Genomic DNA, 19,652 nt, shown 5'->3' on the forward strand with positions numbered 1-19,652 from the left:
ATGGTCCCCGCCCCGCTCTTCCCCATGACGTTCGTGGAGAGCGGGGCGGTCTCGGCTCTTACGGCGTAAGGCCCCCGACATGGCGGTGCTGAACCGGCTGCCCGAGCGGTATCGCGAAACCCTGCGCGAGCGGGGCGCCTCGATCACGCTGACGGTGCTGGCGCATTTGCTGCTCGCCTGGCTGCTGTTCCACCTGGCGCCCAGGCTGATCGCGCCCGAGCCATCCTCCTCGCTCAGCACCTTCTCGGTCACCCCGTCGGACCGGGAGGCGGGTGCACCGGTGCCCGAGACGCGCATCGCCACGCGCAAGCCCGCGGCGGCGGGCGGCTCCAAGGCCCCCGTCACCCCCAAGCAGCTCGACACCCCCAATCCGCCGACCGAAAAGCCCGCCGACACCTCCGCGCCGACGCCGTGGCAATGGGGCGACAAGTCGCTGTTCGCGGCGGGCGATATTTCCGCCATGCCCAAGGGGGCGGGCAATGGCGTGGGATCGAGCAACGGCGACGATCGCGGCCAGGACAGCGCATCGGCCTATGGCCCCGGCGAGGGACCGGGCGGCCAGCGGCTCTACAATGCCGAATGGTATCCCCATCGCCCGAGCAATGCCGAGCTGAACGGCTATCTGCACAGCGCGCCGCCGCCGAACAGCTGGGCGTTGATCGCATGCCGGACGATCCCCGACTATCGGGTCGAGAATTGCCAGATCCTGGGCGAATCGCCGCGCGGACTGGGCCTGGCCCGCGCGATGCGCGAGGCGGCGTGGCAGTTCCGCGTCCGCGCGCCGCGCATCGGGGGCAAGGTGATGGTCGGCGAATGGGTCCGCATCCGGATCGACTTCAACAGCTCCGGCGGCGGGGACTGATCCTCAATAGGTGAATTGCAGCTGGGTGCGGATCAGGTCGCCGGTCGCGCGGCCGGTGCGCCGGGCATCGGCCTCGCGCCGCTCCATCCGCGCATAGGCCAGCGTGAGCTCCAGCGCCTCGACCAGCTGGATCTCGGCGCCCAGCTCCCACTCGTCGGTTTCCAGACGCGGCGCATCGACATTGGCCTTCCACCCGCCGCGATAATGTTGCCACCGCGCATAGGGGATCATGCGGCCGACCGGGGTCTTGCCCGCGTCCATCATCAGCTGGACATAGCCGCCGCCCAGCGGGCTACTCCGCACCGCGCGAAGCCCCAGGTCATATTGCGGGCCATGGCCGGTCATCCATTCGGTCTGGATGCCGAAGGGTTGCGGATAGAGGATGGCATGGACGCCGACCCGGTCGTCGCGATAGCTGATCGGGCTGATCCCGCCGCTGCGCAATTCGGGGCGATAGCGGTTGAACATCGCCGATCCGCCGACCTCCAGCACCTGCCCCCGGAACAACGGCCCCAGCCCGTCGAGCGCGAAGGGCCAGGTCGCCATCGCGACCTTCATCAGCCGGTCGTTGCGCTCCGGCCGGTTGGTGCCCTGGCCATTATAGACCGCCAGCCCGAACGCGCCGTAATTGCCGAACAGCTTCTGCTTCTTCTTCGACAGCCGGTCCCAGATCGCCTGCACCGCATCGGGGGTGTAATAGGCGTTGATGCCGACATCGCGCTCGCCGGGCACGCCGCTGTTGATCGCATCCGACCGGTCCAACGTCAGCCGGTTGGACGAGGATTGCAGATTTTCCCAGCCGAACGGCACCTTCGACTGGCCGAAGCGCAGCCGCAGCCGCCGTTCGGGGTCGAGGAACCAGTCGACATACACATCGCGCAGCTGCCCGAAATTCTCGCGCCGCTCGGTGCTCGACTGGTTGTTCACCGCCGTGCCGAAGTCATGCTGGAAATAGAGCTGCAACCGCTCAGTGATGTCGCCTTGCAGGACCAGCCGGACGCGGCGCAGGAGAAATCCGCCATCCTCGTTGATCGAACTGTCATGCACCGAACGCAGCCGCGATCCGGTGTCGGAGGGCGCATCCTGCTCGTCGAGAATGCCGTTATAGCGCAACTGGGTATAGCCGCGCAGGCGCAACCGCTCATACCAGGGCGCGCGCGCCGATGGCGGTTTGGCGATCGCGATGCGCGGAGCCGGGGTGCCGACCGCCGGTGCCGACGCGGTGGGCGGCACGGCGGCGATCTGCGGTGCGGGGGGCGGCGATGGCTGGGGGGACGGCGCGGCCGATACCGGGACGGCCGCCGTCCCGCCCTGCTGCGCGGCGGTCAGCGCCTTGATCTGCGCCTTCAGCTCGTCGATCTGGCGCTGCAATTCCTGCACCGTCTGCGCGGCGGCGGGCACCGGACAGGCCGCCAGCATCATCGCGACGGCGACCTGGTACCGGGCCCGATGGGGTTTCGACATGCTCACCGTGCTGATTCCGCCCTGTTCGCCGCGATGCCTGCGGCACCCGCTGATGCGGCGGCGGCTTAGGCCAGCGACGGCCGGTTCCGCAACAGATTGATGACAGTTCGGTGATAAATCCGTGACACCAAGGCCCCGGCGATCAGCGCGTCCGCTCGATCTCGCATCCCACCCGCGCATCGGGATAGATGCCGGTCTTCATCGACCGCACCCGGACCTTCACCACCCGCCGGTCGGACAGGCACAGCGCTGCCACCGCCTCGCACAGGCTTTCCTGAAGCGCGAAGCCCGGCCCCCCTGCCATCGCCAGGATCGACTCGCGCAGGAAATCATAGTCCAGCACCTCCTCGATCCGGTCGGCGCTGGGGGCGGCGGGATAGGTGACGGTCATCGCGACCGACAGGGTGACCGGCTGGGGCTCGGCCTCGTGCGGATGGATGCCCAGGCGCATGGCGACCCGCAGATCGTCGAGCAGGATCGTATAGGTCGCGCTCATCCCCGCCCCTCGAACATCACGTCGCCGTCGCGGCGGCAGAAGCGCTGGCCGCAATCGACATAGAGCGTCTGGCCCGCAATCCCCCTGGCGGTCAGCAGGAAGGACACAGCCTCCGCCACCGCCGCCGCCCCGATCGGGCGACCGAGCAGGTTCTTGCTGGCTGCCTCCGCGAATTCCGCATCCGACTGGTCGCCGCTTTGCAGCGTGAGCCCCGGCGCGACCGCATTGACCGCGATGCGGGGGCCGAGAGCCTGCGCCAGCATCGTGTTCGCCCCCGCCAGCGCGAACTTGGCGCAGCTATAGGCGAAGAAATCGGGGTTCGGATTGGCGAGCTTCTGGTCGAGGATATCGACCACTGCGCCGTCCGCCACATCGTCCTGCCGCGCCAAGGCCGAGGCCAGCAAGGCCGGGGCGGCGGCGTTGATCGCATGGAGCCTGGCCATCAGCGCGGCATCCACCCCCGGCGGACGGTCGAAGACGAAGGCCGACGCCGAATTGACCAGCCCGTCGATCGGCCCGCCCGCCGCCATGCGGGCCCGGGCGAACAGCGCGTCGATCCCGTCCAGCTCGGCGAGGTCGCCCTGCACGACAGGCGCGTCCAGCTCCGCCGCCAGCGCCTTCGCCGCGTCCGCCGAGCCGTTATAATGCACCACCACCCGGTGTCCGTCCGCGACCAGCCGCCGCGCGATCGCCGCGCCCAGCCGCTTGGCCGCGCCGGTCACCAGGACGGTGCGGGTCGTCATCCGCCCAGGCCCATCAGCGACAGCACTTCCTTGCGGCTGCGGTCGTCGTCGCGGAACACGCCCATCATCCGGCTGGTCACCATCGACACGCCCGGCGTGCGCACCCCGCGCGCGGTCATGCAGGCATGGGTCGCCTCGATCACCACCGCGACGCCCAGCGGCTTCAGGTTCTGCCAGATGCAATCGGCGACCTCGGCGGTCAGCCGCTCCTGCACCTGCAACCGGCGCGCGAAGCCGTGCAGCACGCGGGCGAGCTTCGAGATGCCGACGACATGGTTGCGCGGCAGATAGGCGATATGCGCGCGGCCGATGATCGGCGCCATGTGATGCTCGCAATGCGACTGGAAGGGAATGTCCTTCAGCAGCACGATCTCGTCATAGCCGCCGACCTCCTCGAATACGCGCGACAGGTGGACGGCCGGGTCATCGCCATAGCCCGCGCAATATTCGCGCCATGCCCGCGCCACGCGCTTCGGCGTATCGACCAGCCCCTCCCGCGCAGGGTCGTCGCCGGCCCAGGCGATCAGCGTGCGGATGGCCTGCGCCACATGATCGGGCACAACGACCTTGCCGTCCTCTCCGATCAGGTCGCCATCCTCCGGGTCGCCATGCGCGCAGCTCATATCATGTCCTTCACGTCAAAGCCGGTGCGATAGCGGATCGATTGTCGGGGTGCAAAACTCCGTCCCCCCGTAACCCATGGCCCCGCATTCCGTTCAGCCTGAGCGACGTCGAAGGCCAAGGGAATCCGCCCAGGTTCAGGCGATATAGCGTGGCCTTCGACCATGCTCAGGCTGAACGGCGGTCGGGATTTACCCGCGCAACCGCTCCGCCGCCCAGGCGACATGGTCGCCCATGAAGGTGGAGATGAAGTTGTAGCTATGGTCGTAACCCGGCTGCATCCGCAGGGTCAGCGCGATTCCGGCCTTCTCGCACGCGTCCGCCAGCAATTGCGGGCGAAGCTGCTCGGTCAGGAACTGGTCGGCATCGCCCTGGTCGACCAGCAGGTCGGGCAGCCGTGCGCCGTCCTCGATCAGCGCGACCGCGTCGGCCTGTCGCCATGCCGCACGATCGGGGCCCAGATAACCACCCAGCGCCTTCTCGCCCCATGGCACCTGGCCCGGCGCGACGATCGGCGCGAAGGCCGAGACGCTGCGGAAGCGATCGGGGTTGCGAAGGCCGATGGTCAGCGCGCCGTGGCCGCCCATCGAATGGCCGGTAATGGCTTGCGCGCCCATATCGGCGACGGGGAAATGCGCGGCGATCAGCGCGGGCAATTCCTGTTCGATATAGCTCCGCATCTTGAAGTGCTTCGCCCAGGGCTCCTGCGTCGCATCGACATAGAAACCCGCGCCCTGCCCCATGTCATAGGCGTCGTCATTCGCCACGCCTTCGCCGCGCGGCGAGGTGTCGGGGGCGATGAAGATCACCCGATGCTCCGCACACGCCCCCCGGAACTCGCCCTTGTCGGTGACATTGGCATGGGTGCAGGTCAGGCCCGACAGATACCAGAGGACGGGCAGCGTCTCGCTCTCCTCATGCTCCGGCACGAAGACCGAGAAGGTCATGCGCGTTCCGGTCACCTGGCTGTCATGCGCGTAGACGCCCTGAATGCCGCCATGCGCCTTGGAGGTCGAAATCGTCTCGATCGTCATCGGAACACCACCGTCCGGTTGTCATTGAGGAAAACGCGCCGCTCGCCCACCCAGGCGACCGCGCGGGCCAGCACCTGCGCCTCGATATCGCGGCCGATGCGGATCAGGTCGTCGACGCTGGCGCGGTGGTCGACGCGTTCGACCGCCTGTTCGATGATCGGCCCTTCGTCGAGGTCCGCCGTCACGAAATGCGCGGTCGCGCCGATCAGCTTCACGCCGCGCGCATGGGCGCGGTGATAGGGCTGCGCGCCCTTGAAGCCGGGCAGGAAGCTGTGATGGATATTGATGCACCGCCCCGGCAGCGCGGCGACCAGCCGCTCGCCCAGCACCTGCATATAGCGGGCGAGGACGAGGTAATCGGCGCGGCTTTCGTCCATCAGGGCAAGCATCGCCGCCTCCTGATCGGCGCGGTTGGCGTCGCTGACCGGCAGGTGATGCCAGGGCAGGCCATGCCACTCGACCAGCGGGCGAAGGCTGTCATGGTTGGACACCACGCCGACGATCTCGACCGGCAGCGTGTTGGTCCGCCAGCGATGGAGCAGGTCGTTCAGGCAGTGCGAGCCCTTCGACACCGCGATCAGCATGCGGGGGCGTTCGCTGGCGGGCGCGACATGCCAGTCGAAGCCGAACCGCACCGCCGGTTCGTTCAGCGCCGCCCTCACCCCCTCGACCGAGGCGGGAAAACGCGCGCCCTGGCCGGTGAAGACGATGCGCAGGAAGAAGCGCCCCGTCTCCAGATCGGCATATTGCTGGCTGTCGAGGATGAACCCGTCGATCCCCGCCAGCGCGCCCGACACGGCGGCGACGATGCCGACCCGGTCCTGGCACGCCAGCGTCAGGATATAGTCGGCGTCGCTCATGCGGCGGGCAGGCGACAGCCGAGACAGAGCTTGTTGCCGTCCGGATCGCGCAGATAGCCCAGATAGGCCTTGCCCAGCCCGGTATCCCGCTCGCCCAGCGGCCCCTCGATCGCGGTGCCGCCATGGGCGGTCCCGGCGGCATGTGCCGCCTCGACCTGTGCCGGATTGACCGCGCCCAGCCCGATCGTGCCGCCATTGGCATGGGTGGCGGGCTGGCCGTCGATCGGCCGGGTCACGATGAACACCGCACCATTGTGCAGATACAGGACACGCTCGGCATCTGGCGCCTGCCGACCCGGCTGGCCGCCCAGCGCGGTGAACAGCGCGTCATAGAAGGTCTTGGACCGCGCGATGTCGTTCGATCCGACCATGATATGGGTGTACATGTCCATTCCCCCCTTGGGACCGTCAGGCGGCGGGCACCAGATAGCGCGCGCACAGCTTGTTGCCGGTCGGATCGCGCAAATACGCCAGATAGATCTTGCCGACCGGCGGATAGCGATAGCCGGGCGGGTCCTCGATCGCGGTGCCGCCATGCGCCAGCCCGGCGGCGTGCCAGGCGTCCGCCTGCTCGATCGACTTTGCCGCGAAGCCCAGCGTCCCGCCATTGGCATGGGTCGCGGGCTCGCCGTTCAGCGGCCGGGTGAGCAGGAAGCGCGAGCCCTCATGGCTATAGACCAGCCGCCCCCAGGGATCGATCACCCCCTCGGGCGCGCCCAGCGCGCCCAGGATCGCGTCGTAGAAGCGCTTGGCCTCGGCGATATCGTTCGCGCCCAGCACGACATGGCTGAACATCAGAAGATCACCACGCTGCGAATGCTTTCGCCCTTGTGCATCAGGTCGAAGCCCTTGTTGATCTCCTCCAGCGTCAGCCGGTGGGTGATCATCGGATCGATCTCGATCTTGCCGTTCATATACCAGTCGACGATCTTGGGCGTATCGGTGCGCCCGCGCGCGCCGCCGAACGCGGTGCCGCGCCAGTTGCGGCCCGTCACCAGCTGGAACGGCCGGGTGCTGATCTCCTTGCCCGCCTCGGCCACGCCGATGATGATCGAGGTGCCCCAGCCGCGATGGCACGCCTCCAGTGCGGTGCGCATCACCTCGGTATTGCCGGTCGCGTCGAAGCTGTAATCCGCGCCGCCATCGGTCAGCTCTAGGATCTTCGCGATCGTCTCCTCGCGCGACAGGCCCTTGGAATTGAGGAAGTGGGTCATGCCGAAGCGGCGGCCCCATTCCTCACGGTCGGGGTTGATGTCGACGCCGATGATCCGGCCCGCGCCCGCCAGCTTGGCCCCCTGGATGACGTTCAGGCCGATGCCGCCCAGACCGAAGACGACGATATTCTCGCCCGGCTGGACCTTGGCGGTGTTGACCACCGCGCCCACGCCCGTCGTCACGCCGCAGCCGATATAGCAGCTGGTGTCGAACGGCGCGTCCTCGCGGATCTTGGCGACCGCGATTTCGGGCAGGACGGTGAAGTTCGAGAAGGTCGAGCAGCCCATATAATGGAAGATCGGCTGGCCCTTGTAGCTGAACCGGGTCGTGCCGTCGGGCATCAGCCCCTTGCCTTGCGTCGCGCGGATCGCGGTGCACAGGTTGGTCTTGCCCGACAAGCACGACTTACACTGGCGGCATTCGGGGGTGTAGAGCGGGATGACGTGATCGCCCGGCACGACGCTGGTCACACCCGCGCCCACCTCGCGCACGATGCCGCAGCCTTCATGGCCCAGCACGCTGGGGAAGATCCCCTCGCTGTCCAGGCCGTCCAGCGTATAGGCGTCGGTATGGCAGATGCCGGTCGCCATGATCTCGACCAGGACCTCTCCGGCCTTGGGGCCTTCCAGATCGAGTTCGACGATTTCGAGCGGCTTCTTCGCTTCGAAGGCGACGGCGGCGGCGCGGGTCTTCATGAATTCCAGTCTCCTCAGATGGCGTCCTGATGCCCCGATGCGCCCGCATGTGCAACCAACGAACGCCCCGGCGGATTGATGGGCCTGCACAAACCGGGAGAGCGACGATGACCGAATTCAAGAAGGGCGACCATGTCGAGTGGAACAGCCATGGCGGCACCGCCGAGGGCAAGGTCGTGAAGAAGCAGACCAGCGATACGAGCATCAAGGGCCATACCGTCCGCGCATCGAAGGACGAGCCGCAATACATAGTAGAGAGTGACAATGGCGGAAAGGCGGCGCACAAGGCGGACGCGCTGAAGAAGGCGTGATTCACGCGCGTCCCGCCAAGCGGCTGGGATGCTGAAGGATTAAGGGAAGGAATATCATGGCCACCGCAACCACGGGCACCGGCATCCACGCGCCGGTCCAGCCGTCCGAGGAACTGGGCGCGATCGTCGGCAACGATAAGCTGCCGCGCAGCCAGGTCATCAGCAAGGTGTGGGATTACATCAAGGCCAACAACCTGCAGAATCCCGAAAACAAGCGGGAAATCCTGGCCGACGACAAGCTGAAGAAGGTGTTCGGCAAGGACAAGTGCACCATGTTCGAGATGAACAAGTTCATCTCGGCGCACCTGAAGAAGTAAGCTTCTTATCCGGGCCCCCGGCCACCGCGCCGGGGAATCCCCCTCGCGCCGCCCGCGTGCCAGCTATCGCAGGTCGAGGACCAGCGGCTTGCGCGCGGGCGGTGTCGCAGACGGCGTCGGCCGGGGTGCCGCAGGCCGGGACACGGCCGATCCGGCGGCTCTGGCCGCTCCCCTTGCGGACGGCGATGCGGGTGCCGCCGTCGGTGCGGGCACATTGCCCGGCGCCGCCTCCGCCCCGACACGCTCCAGTTCGATCTGGTTCAGCCGCTGCTCGACCAGTTGCGCATCCAGCAGCTTGCGATCCCCCTGCAACGCCGCGACCTGCGCCTCCAGCGTCGCGATCCGCTGTTCCAGCATCTTGACCCGCACCTGATCCTCGGTCTGCGCGACCATCTCGCGCGCCGCCTTTTCCTGGCGTGCGCGCTCCCGGCTTTCCGCCGCATCCACCGCGTCGGTGCGGCCGTCGGAGCCGGACGGCTGGCAGGCGACCAGCGCCAGCGGACAAAGGATCAGGGCGGGCACGCGACGCATGGGCGACAGTCCGGACAAGAGGAGGCGACGGCTTATCCCCTGCCCCCCGGCGGGAAAAGCCCCTGCGAGCCCGCCGGAAAAATCCCTGTCTTCCTAAAGCTATGTTAAGCGAATCATCCTAAGCCGACCGTCAGGACAGGACCGGATGGAAGGCGACAGGATGAAGTGGTTTCATCGCGAAAATACGAATTTGAACGATCGCGTCGCCATCGCCCTGTTCGACCGATCCCCCGATGCCATCATGCTGCTGTCCGAAGGTCGCTTCATCGCCTGCAATGCCGCCGCCGAGCGCATCTATGAGCGTCCCCGCGCCGAGGTGATCGGACAGGACCCGCTGGTCTTCTCCGCCCCCACCCAGGGCGACGGGCGGCCGACCGCGGTCCATATCCAGGAACGCGTCCAACAGGCGCTGCGCGACGGCTCGGCCCGTTTCGAGTGGATGAACACCAGTCCGAACGGCCAGCTTCGCCGCTTCATGGTCATGCTGCTGCCCGCGCCGGTGGTGAAGCCCGACGACCTGCTGGTCATCATCCAGGATCTCGACGAGACCAGCCAGGTCGTCGATGCGCTGCGCACCGGCCTCGCCACCATTTCCTCGGGCGATCTGACCTACAGCATCGATACGCCCTTTCGCAGCGACTATGAACCGCTGCGCAGCAGCTTCAACGACACCGCCGCGATGCTGCGCCGGTCGATCGGCGATATTGATGCCGCCTCGCAGCGGGTGCTCGCCGGGGCGGGGGAGATACGCAAGGCGGCCGACGACCTGTCGATGCGCACCGAGCAGCAGGCCGCCTCGATCGAGGAAACCGCCGCCGCCGTGCATCAGATCAACACGACCGCCCAGCAATCGGCGGTCAGCGGCGCCCGCGCCGCCGACGTCGCCACGGCGGCCCAGACCAACGCGGCCGAAAGCAGCGCCGTCGTCCGCCGCGCGATCGATGCGATGGGCGGGATCGAGCGGACCTCGACCGAGATTTCGGAGATCATCGCGGTCATCGACGGCATCGCCTTCCAGACCAACCTCCTCGCGCTGAATGCGGGGGTCGAGGCCGCGCGCGCCGGTGACGCGGGCAAGGGCTTTGCCGTCGTCGCCAGCGAGGTGCGCGCGCTCGCCCAGCGTTCCGCCGATGCCGCCAAGGACGTCAAGAGCCGCATCGGCGCCTCCGCCGAACAGGTCCGCGCGGGCGTCGAGCATGTCCATGCCGCCGGGACCGCGCTCGACCGGATCGCCGCGCAGGTCCGCGAGATGAGCGGGCTGATCGCCGACATCGCCAATTCGGCGCAGCAACAGGCGACCGGCTTCTCGCAGATCAACCTGGCGATCAACGACATGGATTCGATGACCCAGCAAAATGCCGCGATGGTCGAGGAAGCCACCGCCGCCGCGCGCGAACTCGCGCAGGAAGCGACGGGCATGGCCGATACGGTCGGCCGGTTCGACCATGGCAGGGCCCTGCACGCCGCAGCCTGGGCACAGCCCGCCCGCCCCACCCGCCGGGCCGCATGATCCCGACGATTCGCCACCCAAGCCGACAGATATTTCCCCGATAACGAAGACCTGGCGCCGACAGGCAAAGCATTGCCCGGCGATGATCTTTGCCGAGAACAGCATATCTCAGAATAACCTCTAGCAGCGCATTACGACATATTCATTCCACCCATGTGACACTTCGGTTTCCGATCTGCGAAATCGTCGCAAAAGACTCGCGACTTGTCGTCAAATTGTCACCGCCTGCTGCGAACAGGGGCCGCATCGTCGTTCAACGGGATGCCCCTTCGATGGCAACGCAGATGAGTACCGCCAGCGTCACCAAGGCCTATGATCGCTGGTCGCCTGTCTATGATCTGGTCTTCGGCCCCGTCTTCAAAAAAGGCCGCTCCGCCGCGATCGTCGCGGCCGAACGCATCGGCGGCCGGATCATCGAGGTGGGCGTGGGCACCGGCATATCGCTGCCCCAATATTCGCGCGACAACCGCATCGTCGGCGTCGACCTGTCCGAGCCGATGCTCGACAAGGCGCGCGAACGGGTGGCGCGCGGCGGGCTGAGCCATGTCGAGCAGATCGCTTACGGCGATGCCGAGGCGCTGCAATTCGCCGACAACAGCTTCGACGTGGTGGTCGCGCAATATGTCATCACCGCCGTGCCGAACCCGGAAAAGGCGCTGGACGAGTTCGCGCGCATCTGCCGCCCCGGTGGCGAGATCGTCATCACGACGCGGGTGGGGGCGGGCGACGGGCTTCGCGGCACGATCGAAAAGACGCTGATGCCGATCACCAGCCGGTTGGGCTTCCGCACCGACTTCCCGTTCGAACGCTATACCGACTGGGCGGCGACGCGCGGCGATGTCGAACTGGTCGAAAGCCGCCCCCTGCCCCCGCTCGGCCATTTCTCGCTGGTCCGCTTCGCCAAGCGCCAGCCTTCCGCCCAAGGACATGTCCAATGACTGGTTTTCGCGCGCAGCTCGCCGAACAGCGGTGGGACGATCATCGCTATTATCATCACAGCCTGGTCAATCAGAGCCTGCACTTCGTCAGCGCCTGCACCTTCCTGACCGCCTATGTGCTGCTGTTCATCGATCCGGCGGTGGCCAGCCTCCTCGCCTGGGGCGTGGCGATGACCAGCCGCCAGGCCGGACACTTCTTCTTCGAGCCCAAGGGCTATGACCATGTGAACAAGGCGACCCACGAGCATAAGGAAGAGATCAAGGTCGGCTACAACCTCGTCCGCAAATATGTGCTGATGGGCATCTGGGGCGCGATCCCGCTGGTGCTGCTGGTCCAGCCGACCTTGTTCGGGACGCTCGACTATCCGGACGGCTTCATGGGCTATCTGCGCCATGTCGGCATCGGCTGGCTGGGCCTGGGCGTCAGCGCGATCGTGGTGCGCGTCATGCAGCTCTGGGCGAAGCGCGACCTGGAGACCGGCCTCGTCTGGGCGACCAAGATCGTCACCGACCCGTTCAACGACTTCAAGATGTACAAGAGCGCCCCCCGCCGCCTGATGAAGGGAGAGCGGATGGATCATCACGATGTCGATGATTTCGAGGATCTGAAGGCGGCGTAACACGCGGCTTCGGTTCGACGGACAAGGCGGCGGTTCGAGAAGGACCGCCGCCCCCTTTTATATTCCGGCCTCTCGTCTGGCCGCTCCCCTCCCGCAGGCGGGAGGGGATGGGGGAGGGCAAGGTGTCTCACAGAGAGCATCGCTTGCGGCCCTGCCCTCCCCAAACCCCTCCCGCCTGCGGGAGGGGCTTAAGAAGTGGGGGCTTTACCTTCCCCGCCCCAGTCGCACCGCCAGCGACTCCTTCAACACCCGCCGCCGGATCGCCTTGTTCGCCGCCTTCAACTCCTTCGGCGCATCGGGCGAGGTCCACCACCAGCCATCGTCACGCATCTGTTGTCCCGCTGCAACGAAGCGGTCGCAAATCTCGGCGAACAGGGTGTCGTCGATGTCGAGGCTGAAAATCAGCCGCCCGGTCCCGACCCAGCTCAACGCCAGTCCTTGCGCCCGGAGATAATATTGCAGCATCCAGTTATAGGGCGAAGCGACCGAATAGAGGATGGTCCAGATCGTCTGGACATGCGCGACCGACAGGGGCAGCCCCGCCGCCGCCATCGCTGCGTTGAACATCGCGGCCCGCGCATTCCACCGCTCGTCCAGCCCGTCATAGAGCGCGGCCACCTCGGGCGTTTCCAGCCGCCGCAGGAATGCGTTCATCGCCCCCATCACCATGGGATGCGAATTGAACGTGCCGCGTGCGAAGCAGATGTCGACCGGGCGATCCTCGCGCCACCGCTTCATCAGATGCGCCGGGCCGCACAGCACGCCGACCGGCAACCCGCCGCCCAGCGTCTTGCCATAGGTGATGAGGTCGGGCTTCACCCCGAAATATTCGGGCATCCCGCCTTTGGCCAGGCGGAAGCCCATGAACACCTCGTCAAAGATCAGGACGATGCCGTTCGCCCGGCACACATCCGCCAGCCGGTGCAGCCAGTCGCGATAGGCCGCCATGTCCGCCCCCGCCTTGCGCCCGCCATCGACCAGCTGCCCGTCGGACGGCGCCGAGCCATTGGGGTGCATCGCCTGGAGCGGATTGACCAGCACGCAGGCGATGTCCTTGCGCGTGGCGAGAACCTTCAGCGTCCGCTCGGACATGTCGGCCAGCGTCAGCGTGCGGTCGGCGGGCACGGGGTTGCCGATGCCGGGCTGCACATCGCCCCACCAGCCATGATAGGCCCCGGCGAACCGCACCAGGCGCGGACGCTTGGTGTGATAGCGCGCCAGCCGCACCGCCTGCATCACCGCCTCGGTCCCGGACATGTGGAAGGACACCTCGTCCATCCCCGTCAGGGTTGTCAGCCGACGGACATTGTCGGCGACGACCGGGTGGAACGACCCCAGCACCCCGCCCAGATCGGCGACGGTCGCCGCCCCCTCGGCCATGGTCCGTTTGTAGAAGTCGTTGCCGAACAGATTGACCCCGTAGGAGCCGGTCAGGTCGATCAGCCTGTTGCCGTCCAGATCGACCAGGATCGGCCCCTCCGACCGCTGGTAAAAGGCCCCGGTCGCCAGCGTCGTGCGGACCTTCTCGCGAAACTGGAACGGCACGCGGTATGCGCCGGTGAATTGCAGGTCGGACAGGCCGGACCGCGTCTCGCGGGTCAGCGCCAGCGTCTGCGCATAACGTTGCGCGAACAAGGCGCCCAGCCGCTCGAACCCTGCGCGCCGCTGCCCGGCCACCGCATCGGGGGCGCCATCGACCCGAAAGAAGCGATCCTCGCCATAGCTGTAGAACGGGATCTGCCCAGCGATCCGCTTGGCCATGCGGACATGGCCGCCCAGTCCGGGATGCTTGGCGCGCGACAGGGTCAGGCGGCGATGCCCTTTCGTCAGGGCGACCGCACCGGCGGAGACGGCCATCAGGCCAGTGAGAATCGGGTTCATGCGGCCTTTGACCGCGTGCCCATGACGGAGGCATGACAATGCGCGGACCCATCATGCGGTTCTTTCTGAACGAGGACATCAATTTCCTCGTCACCAACCGCCTGCCGCGCCGGTTCGCGACCAAGATGGTCGGTCGGATCGCACGGATCGAGCATCCGCTGATCGCCCGGCCCTGCCTGGCCCTGTGGAAATTCTTCGCGGGCGTCGACCTGTCGGACGCGCGGACGACGCGGTTCCGGTCGTTGCGCGACGGCTTCGTCCGCCCCTTGCGCGACGGGGCCCGCCCGTTCGACGGCGATCCCGACACGGTCGCATCCCCTTGCGACGCGCTGGTCGGCGCGCATGGCGAAATCGCGGACGATCGACTCTATCAGGTAAAGGGCTTTCCCTATCGGTTGGGCGACCTGATCCCCGACCCCGCGCTGGTCGAGCGGTTCCGCAACGGATCGTTCGTCACGCTGCGGCTGACGGCGGGCATGTATCACCGTTTCCACGCGCCGACCGACATTGCGGTGGAGGGCGTGACCTATCTCTCGGGCGATTGCTGGAACGTCAATCCGATCGCGCTCAAGCGGGTCGAGCGGCTCTTCTGTCGCAACGAACGCGCGGTGATCGAGGCGCGGACCCTGGTGTCGGGCCAGCCGCTGCTGATCGTGCCGGTCGCGGCGATCCTGGTGGCGAGCATCCGGCTCCATTGCCTCGACACCGAACGCACCCTGCGCGAGCATGGTCCCGGCCGCCGCGCCTGCACCGCGCGGATCGGCAAGGGCGAGGAGATGGGCTGGTTCGAGCATGGCTCGACCATCATCCTGTTCCTGCCTCGGGGCATGCGATTGCTGGATACGCTGACGGAGGGACAGACCATCCGTGCGGGTGAGGCGATCGGGCGCACGGCGTGACCGCTCGCGCGGCTCTCCCGAACGCCGGTCACTGGCTGTCGTTCTCGTCGCGCAGGGCCCGTCCGGCGATCGTGATCTCGCCGACGAAACAGGCCAACCCCGCCACCGCGAACAGCAGGCCCCCGCCGAAGAAGAAGAACAGCAGGGAGGCATGGCCCGATTCGCGCAACGTCCCCAGGAACAGCGTGATCGCCGAGCAACAGGTCATCGCGCCCGCTGCCGCCGTCATCGTCACCGCGATGTCGAGGATCTTCGAGCGCAGGCGCAACCGGCGCATCTCGAAGCTCTTCGCCCGTCCGTCGCGCTTGAGCGCCTGGATCCGGTCGCTGATCCGCCCCAGCCGGGTGGCGAACACGTTGAGCAACGATCCCACGGCGGTCAGCAGAAAGATTGGCGTCAGCGCCAGTTGAATGACATGCGCGGCCGCGTTCAAGGGTTCGGTCATATCGGGTCCATTCTCCACCGATCCCCGATCGATCAAGCCGCCGCGATGTTCCCCGCCATGTCCCCGGCACCGCCCTGACATATTTGTCATGGAACAGGCGATCGGTCCCGATACTTGGAAGGCGATCGGATAACCCAGGAGGATGTCATGCGGATCGCCCTAATCGCCCTTGCCGGTGCCACGCTGCTCGCCAGCCCGGTCTATGCCAAGGGCTGTATCCGCGGCGCGGTGGCGGGCGGTGTCGCGGGCCATATGGTCGGAAAGGGGCATGGCGTCGCCGGGGCAGCGGCGGGCTGCGCGCTGGCGCACCATCATTATGCCAAGAAGGCCAAGAAGCAGAAATAAGCCGGTCGGCCTGGCCGGACAGCGGAGCCGCAGCCACCGGTTGCGGCTCTTTTTCCACGCCCGGCAGGGATCGCCAAGGCATTGGAAAATTGACATGGTGACCCCGACTGGATTCGAACCAGTGGCCCTCAGATTAGGAATCTGATGCTCTATCCTGCTGAGCTACGGGGCCCCATGCGGGCGCGGTGATACAGGGGACGCGGGGTCCGGTCCAGAGCGTTTGCCGCGCCCCATGCGCGCCGGTCAGTTGGTCAGCTTGGGCGGCACCACCGGAAAGGGCAAGGGCGCGACGGGCACGCCCTCCTCGACCAGCGCCTTGGCCTCGGCAAGGCTGGCCTGGCCATGGATCTGGGTGACGGGAGCCTCGCCGTCATGCATCGCACGGGCCCGGTCGGCAAAGGCGGTGCCGACCCAGGTCGATTTTTCCAGCATCCTGGCCTGTTCTCCGGCCAGATGGCGGAGCGCGGCCTTGATCGCTTCGGGCGACGGGGCGTCGGGGCGGCTATTGCCCTTGGCCGCGATCTGCGGCGCCATCACCGCCTTTTCGATGTCGCGGTCGCCGCATATCGGGCATTCGATCCGCCCGCTCTCGCGCTGTTCGGCATAGGCGCCGGACGAGGCGAACCATGCCTCGAACACATGCGCCTGGCCGCAGCGCAGGTCGAAGACGATCATGTCACGGCCACCGGCGGAATGGCGCGACGATGGCGGATGGCGGGCAGCCGCTCGCGCACCGCCTCCACCTGCGCGGGGTCGATCGCGGCCACGCCCAGCCCCGCCGCCTCGCCCATGTCGAGCAGCACCTCGCCCCAGGGCCCGACGACCAGCGAATGGCCATAGGTCGCGCGGCCGTCCTGATGCTCGCCGGTCTGCGCGGCGGCGACCAGATGCACGCCCGCTTCGATCGCCCGCGCGCGCAACAGCACATGCCAGTGCGCCGCGCCGGTCGGCCGGGTAAAGGCGGCGGGCACCGACAGGATCGTCGCCCCCGCCTCGGTCAGCGCGGCGAACAGCGCGGGGAAGCGCAGGTCGTAGCAGATGGCGAGGCCCAGCCGCCCGACCGGCGTGTCGACCACCACCGCCTGCTCGCCGGGCGCGTAGGAGGCGGATTCGCGCCAGCTCTCGCCGCTGGGCAGGTCGACGTCGAACAGATGCATCTTGTCATAGCGGGCCCGGATCGCGCCCGCATCGTCGATGACATAGCCGCGATTGGCGAGCCGCCCGTCCGCTCCGCGCACCGCCAGCGAACCCAGATGGACCCAAAGCCCATGCGCGGCGGCCGCCGCCCGGACACGCGCCAGCACCGGATCGTCCGCCTCGACCACCAGATGCCCGGCCGCCCGCGCACGATCGCGGTCGATCAGCCCGGACATTTCGGGGGTGAACAGCATGGCGCAGCCGCGCCCCGCCGCCTCGGCGATCGCCTGTTCCAGCACGGCCGCATTGGCGGCGGGGTCGATCCCCGCCGTCATCTGCAGGACGGCGATGTCGGTCATGCCGACAGCAGCGGGTCGAGCCCTCCCCGCTTGTCGAGCGCGGCCAGATCGTCCGATCCGCCGATATGCTGGCCGTCGATGAAGACCTGCGGCACGGTGGTCCGCCCCCCTGCGCGCTCGATCATCTCGGCGCGCTGCGGCCCGCCCATGGTGATGTCATATTCCTGGGGCTCGACGCCCTTGGAGGCGAGCAGCGCCTTGGCCCGGGTGCAATAGGGGCAGAACGCCTTGGTGTAGATTTCGACCTTTGCCATCCCCCTCAGGTGTGGCGCGCGGGCCCTATTGTCAATCGTCCGCCCCCTCCACGACCCGCGCCCAGCACAGGATCGCCACCGAAGCGGCCCCCGCCGCCAGCAGCGCGCGGACGCACGCCCCCGTCGTCGCACCGGTGGTATAGACATCGTCGACCAGCACCACCCGCCGCCCCGCGACCCGCGCCGGGTCGGGCACGCGAAAGGCCGAGGTCATCGCCGCCCGCCGCTGCCGGGGCGACAGGCCGCGCAGCAACGGGGTCGCCCTGACCCGCACCAGCCCGTCGCGCAGCATCGGCACGCCCGTCCGCCGCGACAGGCTGGCGCCGATCAATACGGCCTGGTTGAAGCCGCGCCGCCACAGCCGCCAGCGATGCAGCGGCACCGGCACCAGCAGTTCGGCCCCTTCCGGCATCCGCCGCGCCATCGGCCCGGCCATCGTCTCGGCCACCCCGATCCGCCCGCCATGCTTCAGCCGGATCGGCAATTCGCGGGCAATCGGGCCATAGGCGACCGCCGCATGGATCCCCGCATGGACCGGCGGCGAGGCGAGGCACGTCGCACAGCGCGCCTCCCGCCCCGCTTCCGGAACGATCGGCAGCCCGCAACTCGCGCATCCCATGTCATCCAGAAAGCGCAACTGCCCCCAGCAGCCCGCGCAGAAGCGATGATCCGCCTCGACCGGCTCGCCGCAGCCGGGACAGCGCGGCGGCAACGCCCAATCGGCGACGAGGCGGATCAACGAGCCGACCAGCCTGTACGCCGCCCGCCCCGCCGCAAATCCCGGCCGCGTCATGTCCCCCGCCCCATGATCCGACTTGTCCCCGATCGGTTGAGCGCGCACAAGCGCGACCGTGACCCCCACCACCATCTTCGACCGTAACGCCCGCCGCCACCGCCGCGACCGCGCCCAGCCCGATTATGCCGCGCACGACTTTCTGCGCGCCGCGATGCTCGACGGCCTGGCGGAGCGGCTGGATGCGGTGACGCGGCCGTTCCGCGACGTCCTGGACCTGGGCTGTTTCGACGGGGGCTTTCCGGTTCCGCCGGGCGCGCATGTGGCGCGGCTGGACCCCGGTTTCGCCTTTGCCCGCGCGGCGGGCGGCGTACAGGCGGACGAGGACCGACTGCCCTTCGCCGATCGCAGCTTCGACCTGGTGGTCAGCGCGGGCGTGCTCGACCAGATCGACGACCTGCCCGGCGTGCTGACGCTGATCCGGCGGGTGCTGCGCCCCGACGGGCTGTTCCTGGGGGCGTTTGTCGGCGGCGGCTCGCTGCCCCGGCTTCGCGCGGCGCTGCGCGTGGCGGAGGCGGAGCGGCCGGTGGCGCGGCTTCACCCGCAGGTCGATGTCCGCTCGGCGGGGGATTTGCTGATGCGCGCCGGGTTCACCTTGCCGGTCGCGGATATCGAGACGCTGGAGGTGCGCTACCGCGATTTCGGGCGGCTGCTGGGCGATCTGCGCGGCATGGCAGCAAGCAACCTGCTGGCCGAGCGGCGGCCGATCGGGCGGACCGCCCTGGCCTCCGCCGCCGCCGCCTTTGCCGACATGGCCGACGAGGACGGCCGGACCAGCGAGCAGTTCAGCCTGATCTTCCTGACCGGCTGGACCCCCGATCCGTCGCAGCCCGTACCCGCCAAGCGGGGCAGCGCGACCGCTTCGCTGGCCGACGCGCTGAAGGCCAAGCCCCCGGCCGAATAATCTAGGAGATCATGGCCCCGCCGCGATCCCCCGCCAGGATACGGCCGATCGCCTCGAACAGCTGGTCCATCGCGACGGGCTTGACGATCACATCGTCCGCGCCCGCCGTCATGCAACGTTCGCGCAGATCGACGCCGCTGTCGGCGGTGACGACGATGATCGGCAGTTCCGCCTTGTCGTCGCCGCGCGCGCGGATGTGGCGGATCGCGGTGATGCCGTCCATGCCGGGCATCCGCAGATCGATCAGGATCATGTGATAGGTGTCGCGGTCGATCATCTCCAAGCCGATTTCCGCGCTCTCGGCCTCGGCCATGGTTGCGCCCGCGACGTCCAGCATGTCGCGCACGACCCGGCGGTTCATGCGGTCATCCTCGATGAAAAGAACGTTCATCCGCGTCCTTTTGCCACGTCGAGCCCG

The 19,652-nt window shown here is 67.8% G+C and carries 26 protein-coding genes and 1 tRNA gene; 9 read left to right on the forward strand and 18 right to left on the reverse strand.

All coding sequences use genetic code 11. The features are described 5' to 3' along the window. The first annotated feature begins 79 nt into the window (after nucleotides 1-79). The gene (locus tag QE363_RS15770) at nucleotides 80-862 is read left to right on the forward strand and encodes a hypothetical protein (RefSeq protein WP_309696767.1); all 783 of its coding nucleotides are present in this window, start codon (nucleotides 80-82) and stop codon (nucleotides 860-862) included. Nucleotides 863-865: 3 nt separating this feature from the next. On the opposite strand, the gene QE363_RS15775 is transcribed toward QE363_RS15770, so the two are convergent. The 9 genes from QE363_RS15775 to QE363_RS15815 form a co-directional block, all read right to left on the reverse strand. Beyond that, nucleotides 866-2,326, reverse strand: coding sequence for a porin (locus QE363_RS15775; protein ID WP_309696769.1), 1,461 nt, complete (start codon nucleotides 2,324-2,326; stop codon nucleotides 866-868). Nucleotides 2,327-2,468: 142 nt separating this feature from the next. Then, complete coding sequence (locus tag QE363_RS15780; protein ID WP_309696771.1) at nucleotides 2,469-2,822, reverse strand: dihydroneopterin aldolase; 354 nt, start codon at nucleotides 2,820-2,822, stop codon at nucleotides 2,469-2,471. After that, a complete protein-coding gene (locus tag QE363_RS15785) occupies nucleotides 2,819-3,565 on the reverse strand; it encodes an SDR family oxidoreductase (protein WP_309696773.1) in 747 nt (248 codons plus the stop codon). Before QE363_RS15785 ends, QE363_RS15780 begins: the two co-directional genes overlap by 4 nt. Continuing rightward, on the reverse strand, nucleotides 3,562-4,188 hold the full coding sequence (gene folE / locus QE363_RS15790) for a GTP cyclohydrolase I FolE (protein WP_307100183.1): 627 nt from the start codon (nucleotides 4,186-4,188) through the stop codon (nucleotides 3,562-3,564). Before folE ends, QE363_RS15785 begins: the two co-directional genes overlap by 4 nt. A gap of 189 nt (nucleotides 4,189-4,377) precedes the next feature. Beyond that, on the reverse strand, nucleotides 4,378-5,220 hold the full coding sequence (gene fghA, locus QE363_RS15795) for an S-formylglutathione hydrolase (RefSeq protein WP_309696775.1): 843 nt from the start codon (nucleotides 5,218-5,220) through the stop codon (nucleotides 4,378-4,380). After that, complete coding sequence (gene purU / locus QE363_RS15800) at nucleotides 5,217-6,080, reverse strand: formyltetrahydrofolate deformylase (RefSeq protein ID WP_309696777.1); 864 nt, start codon at nucleotides 6,078-6,080, stop codon at nucleotides 5,217-5,219. Before purU ends, fghA begins: the two co-directional genes overlap by 4 nt. Then, on the reverse strand, nucleotides 6,077-6,466 hold the full coding sequence (locus tag QE363_RS15805; RefSeq protein WP_309696779.1) for a VOC family protein: 390 nt from the start codon (nucleotides 6,464-6,466) through the stop codon (nucleotides 6,077-6,079). The genes purU and QE363_RS15805 overlap by 4 nt, the downstream gene beginning before the upstream one ends. A 22-nt stretch (nucleotides 6,467-6,488) precedes the next feature. After that, a complete protein-coding gene (locus QE363_RS15810) occupies nucleotides 6,489-6,875 on the reverse strand; it encodes a VOC family protein (RefSeq protein ID WP_309696781.1) in 387 nt (128 codons plus the stop codon). Continuing rightward, on the reverse strand, nucleotides 6,875-7,990 hold the full coding sequence (locus QE363_RS15815; RefSeq protein ID WP_309696783.1) for an S-(hydroxymethyl)glutathione dehydrogenase/class III alcohol dehydrogenase: 1,116 nt from the start codon (nucleotides 7,988-7,990) through the stop codon (nucleotides 6,875-6,877). The genes QE363_RS15810 and QE363_RS15815 overlap by 1 nt, the downstream gene beginning before the upstream one ends. A 107-nt stretch (nucleotides 7,991-8,097) precedes the next feature. Between QE363_RS15815 and QE363_RS15820 the strand changes: the two genes are divergently transcribed. Beyond that, nucleotides 8,098-8,301: a DUF2945 domain-containing protein gene (locus QE363_RS15820; RefSeq protein WP_058734057.1), complete on the forward strand. Its 204-nt coding sequence runs from the start codon at nucleotides 8,098-8,100 to the stop codon at nucleotides 8,299-8,301. Nucleotides 8,302-8,357: 56 nt separating this feature from the next. Further along, nucleotides 8,358-8,618 (forward strand): SWIB/MDM2 domain-containing protein, encoded by a 261-nt coding sequence (locus QE363_RS15825; RefSeq protein ID WP_307100197.1) that lies wholly within the window; start codon nucleotides 8,358-8,360, stop codon nucleotides 8,616-8,618. A gap of 63 nt (nucleotides 8,619-8,681) precedes the next feature. Here the strand turns inward: QE363_RS15825 and QE363_RS15830 are convergent, their stop codons facing one another. Beyond that, the gene (locus QE363_RS15830) at nucleotides 8,682-9,149 is read right to left on the reverse strand and encodes a hypothetical protein (protein ID WP_309696787.1); all 468 of its coding nucleotides are present in this window, start codon (nucleotides 9,147-9,149) and stop codon (nucleotides 8,682-8,684) included. A gap of 160 nt (nucleotides 9,150-9,309) precedes the next feature. On the opposite strand from QE363_RS15830, the gene QE363_RS15835 reads away from it, so the two are divergent. From QE363_RS15835 to QE363_RS15845, 3 genes are all read left to right on the forward strand, one after another. Next, nucleotides 9,310-10,659 carry a methyl-accepting chemotaxis protein gene (locus tag QE363_RS15835; RefSeq protein ID WP_309696788.1) on the forward strand — a complete coding sequence of 450 codons (1,350 nt, stop codon included), beginning with the start codon at nucleotides 9,310-9,312 and terminating at the stop codon, nucleotides 10,657-10,659. 284 nt (nucleotides 10,660-10,943) lie between these two features. After that, on the forward strand, nucleotides 10,944-11,597 hold the full coding sequence (locus QE363_RS15840; protein ID WP_309696791.1) for a methyltransferase domain-containing protein: 654 nt from the start codon (nucleotides 10,944-10,946) through the stop codon (nucleotides 11,595-11,597). Continuing rightward, nucleotides 11,594-12,217 (forward strand): hypothetical protein, encoded by a 624-nt coding sequence (locus QE363_RS15845; RefSeq protein ID WP_309696793.1) that lies wholly within the window; start codon nucleotides 11,594-11,596, stop codon nucleotides 12,215-12,217. The genes QE363_RS15840 and QE363_RS15845 overlap by 4 nt, the downstream gene beginning before the upstream one ends. Before the next feature lie 204 nt (nucleotides 12,218-12,421). Here the strand turns inward: QE363_RS15845 and QE363_RS15850 are convergent, their stop codons facing one another. Further along, the gene (locus QE363_RS15850; RefSeq protein ID WP_309696795.1) at nucleotides 12,422-14,098 is read right to left on the reverse strand and encodes an aminotransferase class III-fold pyridoxal phosphate-dependent enzyme; all 1,677 of its coding nucleotides are present in this window, start codon (nucleotides 14,096-14,098) and stop codon (nucleotides 12,422-12,424) included. A 38-nt stretch (nucleotides 14,099-14,136) separates the two neighbouring features. Between QE363_RS15850 and asd the strand changes: the two genes are divergently transcribed. Then, on the forward strand, nucleotides 14,137-14,997 hold the full coding sequence (asd, locus tag QE363_RS15855; RefSeq protein WP_309696797.1) for an archaetidylserine decarboxylase: 861 nt from the start codon (nucleotides 14,137-14,139) through the stop codon (nucleotides 14,995-14,997). Between the two features lie 28 nt (nucleotides 14,998-15,025). Here asd and QE363_RS15860 read toward each other — a convergent pair whose 3' ends face one another. Next, complete coding sequence (locus QE363_RS15860; RefSeq protein ID WP_307100210.1) at nucleotides 15,026-15,442, reverse strand: DUF2721 domain-containing protein; 417 nt, start codon at nucleotides 15,440-15,442, stop codon at nucleotides 15,026-15,028. Nucleotides 15,443-15,589: 147 nt separating this feature from the next. On the opposite strand from QE363_RS15860, the gene QE363_RS15865 reads away from it, so the two are divergent. Then, a complete protein-coding gene (locus QE363_RS15865) occupies nucleotides 15,590-15,787 on the forward strand; it encodes a hypothetical protein (protein ID WP_307100212.1) in 198 nt (65 codons plus the stop codon). 95 nt (nucleotides 15,788-15,882) lie between these two features. Here QE363_RS15865 and QE363_RS15870 read toward each other — a convergent pair. The 5 genes from QE363_RS15870 to QE363_RS15890 all read right to left on the reverse strand — a co-directional run bounded on the left by QE363_RS15870 (nucleotide 15,883) and on the right by QE363_RS15890 (nucleotide 18,330). Continuing rightward, nucleotides 15,883-15,959 (reverse strand) — tRNA-Arg (locus QE363_RS15870). A 71-nt stretch (nucleotides 15,960-16,030) separates the two neighbouring features. After that, entirely contained in the window at nucleotides 16,031-16,462 is a 432-nt protein-coding gene (locus QE363_RS15875; RefSeq protein WP_309696801.1) for a DUF1178 family protein, read from the reverse strand. Beyond that, nucleotides 16,459-17,283, reverse strand: a complete 825-nt coding sequence (locus QE363_RS15880) for a carbon-nitrogen hydrolase family protein (protein WP_309696804.1) — start codon at nucleotides 17,281-17,283, stop codon at nucleotides 16,459-16,461. Before QE363_RS15880 ends, QE363_RS15875 begins: the two co-directional genes overlap by 4 nt. Further along, nucleotides 17,280-17,537 (reverse strand): glutaredoxin 3, encoded by a 258-nt coding sequence (gene grxC, locus QE363_RS15885; protein ID WP_307100218.1) that lies wholly within the window; start codon nucleotides 17,535-17,537, stop codon nucleotides 17,280-17,282. The genes QE363_RS15880 and grxC overlap by 4 nt, the downstream gene beginning before the upstream one ends. Before the next feature lie 31 nt (nucleotides 17,538-17,568). Further along, nucleotides 17,569-18,330, reverse strand: coding sequence for a ComF family protein (locus tag QE363_RS15890; RefSeq protein ID WP_309696807.1), 762 nt, complete (start codon nucleotides 18,328-18,330; stop codon nucleotides 17,569-17,571). A gap of 58 nt (nucleotides 18,331-18,388) precedes the next feature. Here QE363_RS15890 and QE363_RS15895 point away from each other — a divergent pair, with 58 nt between their 5' ends. After that, the gene (locus tag QE363_RS15895) at nucleotides 18,389-19,234 is read left to right on the forward strand and encodes a class I SAM-dependent methyltransferase (protein WP_309696809.1); all 846 of its coding nucleotides are present in this window, start codon (nucleotides 18,389-18,391) and stop codon (nucleotides 19,232-19,234) included. A 1-nt stretch (nucleotide 19,235) separates the two neighbouring features. Here QE363_RS15895 and QE363_RS15900 read toward each other — a convergent pair whose 3' ends face one another. Beyond that, a complete protein-coding gene (locus QE363_RS15900) occupies nucleotides 19,236-19,625 on the reverse strand; it encodes a response regulator (protein ID WP_307100223.1) in 390 nt (129 codons plus the stop codon). Nucleotides 19,626-19,652 lie beyond the last annotated feature (27 nt).

The sequence above is a fragment of the Sphingomonas sp. SORGH_AS_0870 genome (assembly GCF_031453175.1).
GTDB lineage: Bacteria > Pseudomonadota > Alphaproteobacteria > Sphingomonadales > Sphingomonadaceae > Sphingomonas.